The organism is Microcystis sp. LSC13-02 (assembly GCA_002282935.1).
Classification (GTDB): Bacteria; Cyanobacteriota; Cyanobacteriia; order Cyanobacteriales; family Microcystaceae; genus Microcystis.
This window is the reverse complement of the sequence record MTBT01000023.1, coordinates 1-9,405: the sequence shown is the minus strand read 5'-3', so window position 1 is coordinate 9,405 and position 9,405 is coordinate 1. Positions and strand designations below refer to the sequence as shown.

Sequence of the window (9,405 nt, the reverse complement as noted above, 5' to 3'; positions counted from 1 at the left end):
AGGCTTTTTCCATGTCTCACATTTTAGCATATATTTGGTAAATGCGCTAGTATTTAACGGTAAAGCCGTCGTAGAACGACGGGGTTTCAGAGCCAAAATTTTCGATGAGAACGAACAAAGGAAATTCTAAATCCTCTCGCCCTTTGCGAGTGCCGAGAGGTCGCCGGGACGACCGCCGCCACACCCCCAAGGTAAACCGGACAGGTCTCTATCAACGCGCGATCCAGCAGTCCTTCCTCAAACTCGACCCGCGCATCGCCGTGCGTAACCCGGTCCTGTTCGTGGTCTGGTTAGGAACGATCGTCACGGCCCTGGTCACGATCGACCCGCATCTATTCGGCACGATCGCCGGGGATAGGGGACAACAACGGCTACTTAACGGCATCATCACCCTCATCCTCTTCTTCACGGTGCTGTTCGCCAACTTCGCCGAGGCGGTCGCCGAGGGACGGGGAAAAGCCCAGGCCGATGCCCTGCGCTCGACCCGCAGCGACACGATGGCCCGGAAAATCCTTGCCGACGGCTCGATCGAGTCGGTCAGTTCCACGGCCTTGGGTCGGGGCGATCGGGTAAAACTGGTGGCCGGGGACGTGATTCCCGCCGACGGGGAAGTGATCGAGGGAATCGGTTCGGTGGATGAATCGGCGATCACCGGAGAATCGGCCCCCGTCCTCAAACAACCCGGAACCGACATCGCCAGTTCCGTCACCGGTGGTACGCGGCTTCTCTCGGACGAGTTGACGGTGCGGATCGCTCAAGATCCCGGCCGGGGTTTTATCGATCGCATGATCTCCCTTGTGGAAGGGGCCGAGCGCACGAAAACCCCCAACGAGATCGCGCTGACGGTACTTCTGGCCGTGTTAACCCAAGTCTTTTTAATTGTCGTCGCCACGATTCCGCCGATCGGGAACTATATCGCCGGTTTCCTGGAAATGAGTCTCGGGCCGGCGGTTGCGGATACCTTTCGGGCCGGTTCCAGTATCGCCATCTTGATCTCCCTCCTCGTCGCCCTCATTCCCACGACGATCGGCGGTTTATTGAGCGCGATCGGCATCGCCGGCATGGATCGTGTGGCTCAGTTTAACGTCATCGCCACCTCTGGGCGCGCCGTGGAAGCCTGCGGCGACGTGAATACCCTCCTTCTCGACAAAACGGGAACGATTACCCTCGGAAACCGACTGGCTGACGAATTTATCCCCGTGAACGGTCATAACCTCGAGGAATTAGCCCGCATCTGTCTAGCGGCCAGTCTTTTCGACGAAACCCCGGAAGGACGCTCGATCGTTGCCTTAGCCCGGAATTTGGGCGCGAACCTCTCCATCGATGGCCAACCCGGCGAGGGAATCGAATTCTCCGCTCGTACCCGCATGAGCGGCACCGATATGGACGGCGAGGAATACCGTAAGGGAGCCGTAGACGCGATTAAAGGTTTCGTCCGTTCCCGCGGTGGTTCCGTTCCCGAGACCCTCGATCAGGCACAGGAAAGGGTTTCCCGTTTGGGGGGAACTCCCCTCGCCGTCTGTCGGGGTAACGATATCTACGGGGTGATCTATCTCAAGGACATCGTGAAGCCGGGATTAAAAGAGCGTTTCGACCAATTACGGCGCATGGGTGTGAGAACGATCATGCTCACCGGCGACAACCAGATCACGGCGGCGGTGATCGCGGCGGAGGCGGGGGTGGATGATTTTATCGCTGAGGCCACCCCGGAAGATAAGATCGAGGTGATCCGTCGCGAGCAAGCCAAGGGCAAGTTAGTTGCCATGACGGGAGACGGAACCAACGACGCACCCGCACTGGCCCAGGCTAATGTCGGTGTGGCGATGAACTCCGGAACCCAAGCGGCGAAGGAGGCGGCCAATATGGTGGATCTGGATTCTGACCCGACCAAGCTGATCGATTTAGTCACCATCGGCAAACAGTTACTCATTACCCGCGGCGCCCTGACCACGTTTTCGGTAGCTAACGATATCGCTAAGTATTTCGCTATTATCCCGACGATTTTCGCCGCTGCTGGGATCGGTGCTTTAAATATCATGGGTTTGAAAAGCGCTCAATCGGCGATCGTCTCGGCCCTGATCTACAATGCCCTGATTATCCCTGTTTTGATTCCTCTGGCACTTCAAGGCGTTCAATTTCGCCCCCTTACTGCCGACCAACTATTGCGGCGCAATATCCTCATCTACGGGGTGGGAGGCATGATTGCGCCGTTTATTGCTATTAAGATTATTGATGAGATAATTTCAGCGATCGGGTTGAGGTAATGGCAAAATCTGCAATATTTAAGCCTAGTTTATTCGGATTGAAGCACTCGAATCGGGATTTTAACCAAAAAGAAACATGGGGTAAAAATCAATTTAATTCCTCATTTCCAGCTTCTTTGTGCGCTTACTTGGATTGGAAAGGACTGAAAAATGTATATCTGAAACTCGATGAAAATTTAAAAATTAAACCTGCGGAGTTAAGTACACAAGAGTTATACGGTCTAGCTCCCGATTCCGATAATTTATTTTACGCTTTCGAGAGTCAATTTACGCCGTATAATCAATTTGTAATCGGTAGTTTGCCTAGAGTCGATCTAGTAACCCAGAGAATAGATAACGGTAATTGTCTTCGAGGTCTGGAAATTAAATTAACCGCTTTACCAGACAATACAACTTGTGACTTAGAAGATATTCGCTATGGATGTGAAATAGTGGTTAGACCAGATACCATTGTGTATCTCGCCTGTAGTATCATTAATCACATTAGGCAAAATATACAAAAAATGCAGGAGATTATCGGTAGTGATTTCGATTCTATTCAAGACTGGACAGAACCGAGAGAGGTAATGCCTTATTTACTATCAATAGTTGGCGTTATTGACCGACTATCGCTTGATTTATTGCCCTATCAACAACCATTTTTAATACAGCCGATCTGGAAAACGGAAGGCAAATCTTCAAGATTGGCAGAGCAATGTTTAGATGTGTTCGTTTGGAGCGATCTAGCCTTCACTCGGCTATTCGCAGATCTGACTAAATTTGAAGCGAGAATAGAAAAAAGTATTTCCAGACAAATACGTTCTGCGATATGGCTGTTCAAAATGCTTGACGATTTCAGCAAACAGGAGCGCATCAATCATAGAAAAATAATCGATCAACTTTCTTACAATACAAAAAACGATAAAGCGTTTGCATTAAGCGGCAAAATTACCAACCAGTATATGCGTTCAGAAATTTTGCATCGACCCAGAATTAACAAATCAGAAATCAGAGAAATTATTTTAGGAGGTGGACAAAATTTATTGAGTCCTGAAAGGCGATTTGATGCTATTATTTATAATTCACCCGATTTGTTCAATTTAGAGGAGGGAGCAAAATGATCACAATCGATTTATTCGCTGGTTGTGGTGGTTTATCTTTAGGTTTCCAGAAAGCGGGGTTTACTATTGTGGCCGCATTTGATAACTGGATACCTGCTATAGATGTCTATAGAAATAACTTTAGTCATCCGATATTTAATGTCGATTTATCTAGAGAATCTAGCCAAGAAATATTTGCTCAATATAATCCTGAGATTATTGTCGGCAGTCCTCCCTGTCAAGACTTTTCCAGTGCGGGTAAGAGAGACGAGGGTTTAGGACGAGCGAATCTAACGCTCACATTCGCTGAAATTGTCACTAGAGTAAGTCCGCAATGGTTTGTTATGGAAAATGTGGATAGAATTGAGAAAAGTAAAATACTCACTCAAGCAAAACAAATTTTAAAAAAACATGGTTATGGTTTAACTGGAAAAGTTATTAATTCTTGTTACTGCGGAGTTCCTCAAACTAGAAAAAGATATTTTCTGATCGGTAAAATGAACGAAGAAGATGATTTTTTAATCGATGAAATCAATGAAAATCTATCAATTCAACCTCTGACTGTATTTGACTATATGGGCAAAGAATTAGACATAGAATACTATTATAGACATCCTAGAAGCTATCAAAGAAGGGCGATATTCAGTATTTATGAACCTAGCCCTACTATTCGAGGAGTAAATCGACCAGTTCCCAAAACCTATCGACAACATCCCGGTGATGCTTGTCATCTCAAGGAAAAATTAAGACCGCTAACAACGAGGGAGCGAAGCTATATTCAAACTTTTCCTAAAGACTTTATTTTTACAGGAACAAAATCTAATCTAGAACAAATGATTGGCAATGCTGTTCCTGTTAATTTGTCCAGATATGTGGGCCAATGTATTCTTAACTATGAATTGAAAAAGGGGAACAAGACAACCTATCGACAACTACAGCTATTTTCTTGATTTACTGGCAAAAACAAATCTCCAAAAACCTCTAATTCTTATGAAAGCATCACCTAGAAAATACCGATTTTTCTGGTATATTTTCTTAAATTTCTGTCTGACAATTCTTTTCTCCTCCATCGTTCAAGCTTCTACGGGAAGCACTATCGATAGGACGCAAGCTTCCGCGTTAACCCTTTTAGGATTAGTCGCCTTTGCTTTATTTATCTATCTGTTCTTGGTCATCTTTATACCAGAGAGGTTTTAATTATGAGTTTTGCACGCGAGGCCGGTAGAGCCATCCGTTCTACCCTAGTTCTCTGGGTGATCACTGCGCTGATCTATCCTTTCTCGATGATCGCCATCGGTCAAATTCTTTTTCCCTGGCAAGCGAACGGGAGTTTGATCACCAATAATCAAGGTCAAGTGGTGGGTTCGGCTCTAATTGGGCAACCTTTCACCAGCGATCGCTATTTCAATAGTCGTCCGAGTACCACCACCTACAGTACGGCCGATCCGAAAAACGATCCTAACAAAGTCCTGCAAACCGGAATTTCGGGAGCGAGTAACCTAGCTCCCAGTAACCCCGTGTTGATCGATCGCATTAAAGGAAAACCCGATCCCGATCCGGCAAAAGCTATGGAGGGGGAGATTCCCCGATTAGAGAAAGCGGGAATTAAACCCACCGCAGATCTGGTATATACCTCCGGATCGAGTCTCGATCCCCATATCACCCCAGAGGCTGCCAGAGCGCAGATCGAGCGGGTGGCGCGGGTGCGGGGATTACCGCCAAATCAAGTGGAGATCCTCGTTACCAAAAACACCGATGATCGCTTTCTCGGCATTTTCGGCGAACCGGGGGTTAACCTGCTGAAACTGAATTTGGCTCTAGATGCGATCGCAAATACCCGATAGGGCCTCTGATACTCAATCCTGTTTAAAAGGTATAGGAAAGTGGCAAGTGGGAAGAGAGAGTTTGCCTTTAAAAATCCCAACTTAGTAGATTTACAAAAATGGGATGCAGCCGCTAAAAAACTAACTGGGAGAGTATTGTTTAGCTGATCTTACCTTGAGATTCACATTGAAAACCTTCATCGTGCCAAGCTTCTAAATCAACGGAATTTAAGGGAATGACTTGCCAACAGCGGGGATAGATTAATTGTCCCACAAAAGCCCAAATTATACTTCTAGTCACATCTAACCCAGTTTTTAGCTTTGATTCGTGATTACCGGGGATACCAATTTCTCGGACTGCATCGATTTCTACTGCTATACCATGGGATTGCAAGTGAATTTCTGCTAACCATTTAGCGCGGGGTAAATGAGTAGGAGAGGTGACAACTTTTACTTTATGTACTCCCCATTGTTTTAAAATTGGCACAGCAAAGAAAAAATTGCCGAAGGTAGAATCAGCACACTTTTCTAACCAGACGTTAGTTTTTGGCGCTTTTGCCCGTTCAAATAGTAATAAAATACAGGGGTCTTTCGAGCCTTGGGAAATTAAAATCGGTATATCGGGGTATTGCTGGGCTAGATTGGCTACATAAATTTCCCGACGAATGCTGCCCCCCAAAACTAAGATGGCATCAATGGGTTTTTGTTGATTAATTGGCCAGCGGATGGCTAAATTAATCGCTAAATTAAGGATAATAAACCCAAAAACCAGAATCGGAGTTATTTTTAACCATCTTTGCCAATTTCGGTGTTTACGGGCAACATTTTTCGTTTTTTTCGCCATTGTTAGAGACGGTGTAACAATTGTGCTTTGATAATTTTTTCTGCGGGGTTGAGTTTGACTAATTGTGAACCTGTCCCGTCTTTACCCGTAACTGTCACAGTTTCCACCTCTAAGGGTAGTTTTCGATTCTGATTGGTACTTAATAACACTATACTCCCCTCCCGGGCCGCTACCATGGCCGCTAAACTATCCTGTTTGTTAACGAATTGTAAAGCGGGTGAACCAAGATCGCCTAATTGTGATAGACGTAAATTCTCGATCGCCAGTCTTTTCCCGTAACCTAATCCCGAAATCAGCAGCAGATTTTCCCGATGAGGGAGAGAAACACAGCCGGCTAGATTTTCCCCGTAGCGCAATCGCAAAATTGCTAAACCCTGGGCAGATTTACCCATAATTGGCAATAATTCCTCGCGCACGGGATAACGCAACACCCGACCGCTACTGGTGGCGATCGCTAAGTCCAGGCCCTCGTGAGTAAAAATAGCGCCATATAGGCGATCGTCTTCTTTCAATTTCATGAGGGACAAACCCCGACTACCAACCCCCTCTAATTCATCGATGGAAAGCCGCTTTATTCGCCCCTGTTGACTCAGTAAAAGCAATTCTTGATTTTTTTTAGGTTCCGTCAAGAAAAATTGATTTAACACGGCTTCTGAATCTTGTTGGGCGGTTTTGGTCAGCAGACGGTCGATTAACACCGGTTGATTGTCTTTTGGAGGAACTTCCCGGGTAGCAATCGGGTAAGCTTTAGCATTATCGAGGATAACTAGGAAATTTTCCCGTTTTTCGATCGCCTGTTGATAGATAATTAAACCCTGGTCCGGCGCTCGCTCTTCTGGTGTCGTCCAACTAATTTTATCTTCGGCATCAAGCAATAAAATCGCATTTTCTGGGGGTTCTTGGGGCGTAAATAGGCTTAAACTCGGTGCATTCTCACTCTCAGACTTTTTCTTAACTTTATTCTCCTGTTTTTTAACTTCTGCCTCGAAAGAGGGTGTGGGGTGTGGGGTGTGGGGTGTAGGGAAGGAAACCTCTTTCATCTGTGGGGGTGAAAATTTTTTCATCGGGACTGACTCCTGCTTTTTAACCACAGAATCCTGTTTCTTCCCTGCTGACTGCTCCTTTGTCCCCGCTCCCTTCTGACTGCTCCCTGCTCCCGACTTCCCAGTGCGAATTTTTGTCCGTCTGCTATCGGCGAATTTTTTCTTTAAAGAGCGCAATTCTTTTTTCAGAGACTTGAGAAACTCCTGACGGTTATGGAGGAGAGTTTCCAACTGTTGAATTTTTGTTTGTAATTCCGTCGCTTCCGTCTCTAATTTTTGTCTTTCCAAACCAGTTAGACGACGTAGGGGCATAGCCAAGATAGAATCAGCTTGAGCGTCACTAATGCCCAATTCTGCCTGAAAACGGTACTTAGCCGTCGTACCATCGGGAGCATTTTTGAGAATATCCACCACTCGATCGATATTCTGCAAAGCTAATAATAAACCCTCGACTAAGTGTAAGCGATCGCTGGCCTGTTGCAACTCATCGCCATACTGACGGGTGAGAGTTGTTTCTCGAAAGCGCAAGAATTCCTGTAAAACTTGTTTTAAAGATAACTGCCGGGGTTGATTATCGACCAAAGCGAGGATAATCGCCCCAAAATTAGTCTGTAGGGCCGTTTGTTGGTATAAAGCCGCCAAAACCTGCTGCGGTTGACTTTCCCGCTTTAATTCAATCACCACCCGAATGCCTTCGCGATTGCTTTCATCGCGGATATCGGCAATTCCCTCCAATTTCCCTAAATTGACTAATTCGGCGATTTTTTCAATCCATGCCGCCTTATTCACCTGAAAAGGCAACTCAGTAACCACAATTGCCGTCCTTTCCCTTCGGCGCTTGCCCTCAATGATAATTGTTTCAGTTTTCGCCACTCCGCGCACGGGAATAATCCCCCTACCGGTGCGATAAGCCTCCCGAATGCCGGTATCATCTAAAATCTCGCCTCCCGTGGGAAAATCGGGCCCGGGGATAATTTCTACTAACTTTTCCTCGCTTAAATCGGGATTATCAATCAAAGCGATTAAACCTTCCACCACTTCCCCTAAATTATGGGGAGGAATATTAGTCGCCATCCCCACCGCAATACCTGAACAACCATTAAGAATGAGTATCGGTAACTGAGCGGGTAAAACAACGGGTTCCTGTTGAGAATTATCAAAATTACTGTTGAAATTAACGATAGCTTCGCTAATTCCCCCCAAAACCGCCTGATCACCGATGCCGGCCAAACGGGTTTCTGTATAACGCATGGCTGCTGGGGGGTCGTTATCGATCGAACCAAAGTTACCATGGCCCGATAAAAGTGGGTAACGACTGGAAAAATCCTGTACCATACGAACCAGTGCCTCGTACACTGACTGATCGCCGTGGGGATGATATTTACCCAAGACATCCCCCACCACCCGCGCACATTTGCGAAAAGGGCGATCGGGGGTTAAACCCAGTTCGTGCATAGCGTATAATATGCGACGATGTACTGGTTTTAAGCCATCCCGTACATCCGGCAACGCTCGCCCCACGATCACACTCATGGCATATTCTAGATAGGAGCGTTCCATCTCTTGGTGTAAAGCCGTGGGTATAATTTGACCACTAGCTAAGAAATCCAGTTGTTTGGCCATGAGTCTCTCGTTTTCAATCTGTCTAGCTGTGAATCATAAGGCATTTTGCCCGTTTTGACCTTGTTTATCCCTGAGCATCCCTATGACGACTGTTTTGATTGTAGAAGACGACCCGATTAATTTTCGCGTTTTTGCCAAAATTTTGACCAAACGAGGTGGTCTAGAGGTTAAAGGGACTGAAGACGTGGAGGAAGTGCTTCGTATTGCTCGGGACAAGGAAGCGGACGTGATCTTAATGGATGTCTCCCTCTCCCATAGTGTCTATGAAGGGAAAGCGGTAGATGGTATTAAAATCAGCCAAATTCTCAAAGCTAACCCCGAAACCGCCGATTTACCTGTTATTCTCGTCACCGCTCACGCTATGGAGGGCGATCGAGAGAATTTTCTCAAGCAGAGTCAGGCCGATGGTTATATTTCTAAACCCGTGGTTGATCACCAAGCTTTTGTTGATCAAATTTTGGCGATCGTTGATCGGGAGTCGGTGTAAGCTTTGAGTCTTCTTTTGTTAGTATATCAGTATTGATCTAGGGTTAGCTGAATAAATCTTAAAACCTTGTTGGGTAAGACTTTTAGACCTTTTGTCAATCAAAAAGTACCGGATCTGGGAGTGATCGGGGGAAAATTCCGGGACTTTTTCTCTGAAAATTAGGTAGGGTCTGCTGAAAAAGTTTTTCGGTGGTGGTAGGAGTCAGGAGTCAGGAGTCAGGAGTCAGGAGTTTCAGGCTTTGT

General features: G+C 46.3%; 8 protein-coding genes. 6 read left to right on the top strand and 2 right to left on the bottom strand.

The genetic code is table 11. The features are described from left to right. The first annotated feature begins 104 nt into the window (after positions 1–104). From kdpB to kdpC, 5 genes are read left to right on the top strand one after another with little or no spacing between them, the layout of a single operon-like run. On the top strand, positions 105–2,264 hold the full coding sequence (kdpB, locus tag BGL89_RS01525; RefSeq protein ID WP_286823960.1) for a potassium-transporting ATPase subunit KdpB: 2,160 nt from the start codon (positions 105–107) through the stop codon (positions 2,262–2,264). Then, the gene (locus BGL89_RS01520) at positions 2,264–3,364 is read left to right on the top strand and encodes a HindVP family restriction endonuclease (protein WP_286823959.1); all 1,101 of its coding nucleotides are present in this window, start codon (positions 2,264–2,266) and stop codon (positions 3,362–3,364) included. The genes kdpB and BGL89_RS01520 overlap by 1 nt, the downstream gene beginning before the upstream one ends. Further along, the gene (locus BGL89_RS01515; RefSeq protein WP_286823958.1) at positions 3,361–4,293 is read left to right on the top strand and encodes a DNA cytosine methyltransferase; all 933 of its coding nucleotides are present in this window, start codon (positions 3,361–3,363) and stop codon (positions 4,291–4,293) included. Before BGL89_RS01520 ends, BGL89_RS01515 begins: the two co-directional genes overlap by 4 nt. A gap of 40 nt (positions 4,294–4,333) precedes the next feature. Next, positions 4,334–4,540 (top strand): potassium-transporting ATPase subunit F, encoded by a 207-nt coding sequence (locus BGL89_RS01510; protein ID WP_286823956.1) that lies wholly within the window; start codon positions 4,334–4,336, stop codon positions 4,538–4,540. A 2-nt stretch (positions 4,541–4,542) separates the two neighbouring features. Next, positions 4,543–5,187 (top strand): K(+)-transporting ATPase subunit C, encoded by a 645-nt coding sequence (kdpC, locus tag BGL89_RS01505; RefSeq protein ID WP_286823954.1) that lies wholly within the window; start codon positions 4,543–4,545, stop codon positions 5,185–5,187. Positions 5,188–5,326: 139 nt separating this feature from the next. Here the strand turns inward: kdpC and BGL89_RS01500 are convergent, their stop codons facing one another. Together BGL89_RS01500 and BGL89_RS01495 are read right to left on the bottom strand one after the other, a co-directional pair. Continuing rightward, positions 5,327–6,010, bottom strand: coding sequence for a YdcF family protein (locus tag BGL89_RS01500; protein ID WP_286823953.1), 684 nt, complete (start codon positions 6,008–6,010; stop codon positions 5,327–5,329). A 2-nt stretch (positions 6,011–6,012) separates the two neighbouring features. Then, complete coding sequence (locus BGL89_RS01495; RefSeq protein WP_286823952.1) at positions 6,013–8,676, bottom strand: DNA gyrase/topoisomerase IV subunit A; 2,664 nt, start codon at positions 8,674–8,676, stop codon at positions 6,013–6,015. Between the two features lie 82 nt (positions 8,677–8,758). Between BGL89_RS01495 and BGL89_RS01490 the strand changes: the two genes are divergently transcribed. After that, positions 8,759–9,163: a response regulator gene (locus tag BGL89_RS01490; RefSeq protein ID WP_286823950.1), complete on the top strand. Its 405-nt coding sequence runs from the start codon at positions 8,759–8,761 to the stop codon at positions 9,161–9,163. Positions 9,164–9,405: the final 242 nt, after the last annotated feature.

Excerpts from the sequence above, each read along its gene's own strand:
- kdpB (WP_286823960.1), top strand. The coding sequence starts at position 105 with ATGAGAACGAACAAAGGAAATTCTAAATCCTCTCGCCCTTTGCGAGTG.
- BGL89_RS01520 (WP_286823959.1), top strand. The coding sequence starts at position 2,264 with ATGGCAAAATCTGCAATATTTAAGCCTAGTTTATTCGGATTGAAGCAC.
- BGL89_RS01515 (WP_286823958.1), top strand. The coding sequence starts at position 3,361 with ATGATCACAATCGATTTATTCGCTGGTTGTGGTGGTTTATCTTTAGGT.
- BGL89_RS01510 (WP_286823956.1), top strand. The coding sequence starts at position 4,334 with ATGAAAGCATCACCTAGAAAATACCGATTTTTCTGGTATATTTTCTTA.
- kdpC (WP_286823954.1), top strand. The coding sequence starts at position 4,543 with ATGAGTTTTGCACGCGAGGCCGGTAGAGCCATCCGTTCTACCCTAGTT.
- BGL89_RS01500 (WP_286823953.1), bottom strand. The coding sequence starts at position 6,010 with ATGGCGAAAAAAACGAAAAATGTTGCCCGTAAACACCGAAATTGGCAA.
- BGL89_RS01495 (WP_286823952.1), bottom strand. The coding sequence starts at position 8,676 with ATGGCCAAACAACTGGATTTCTTAGCTAGTGGTCAAATTATACCCACG.
- BGL89_RS01490 (WP_286823950.1), top strand. The coding sequence starts at position 8,759 with ATGACGACTGTTTTGATTGTAGAAGACGACCCGATTAATTTTCGCGTT.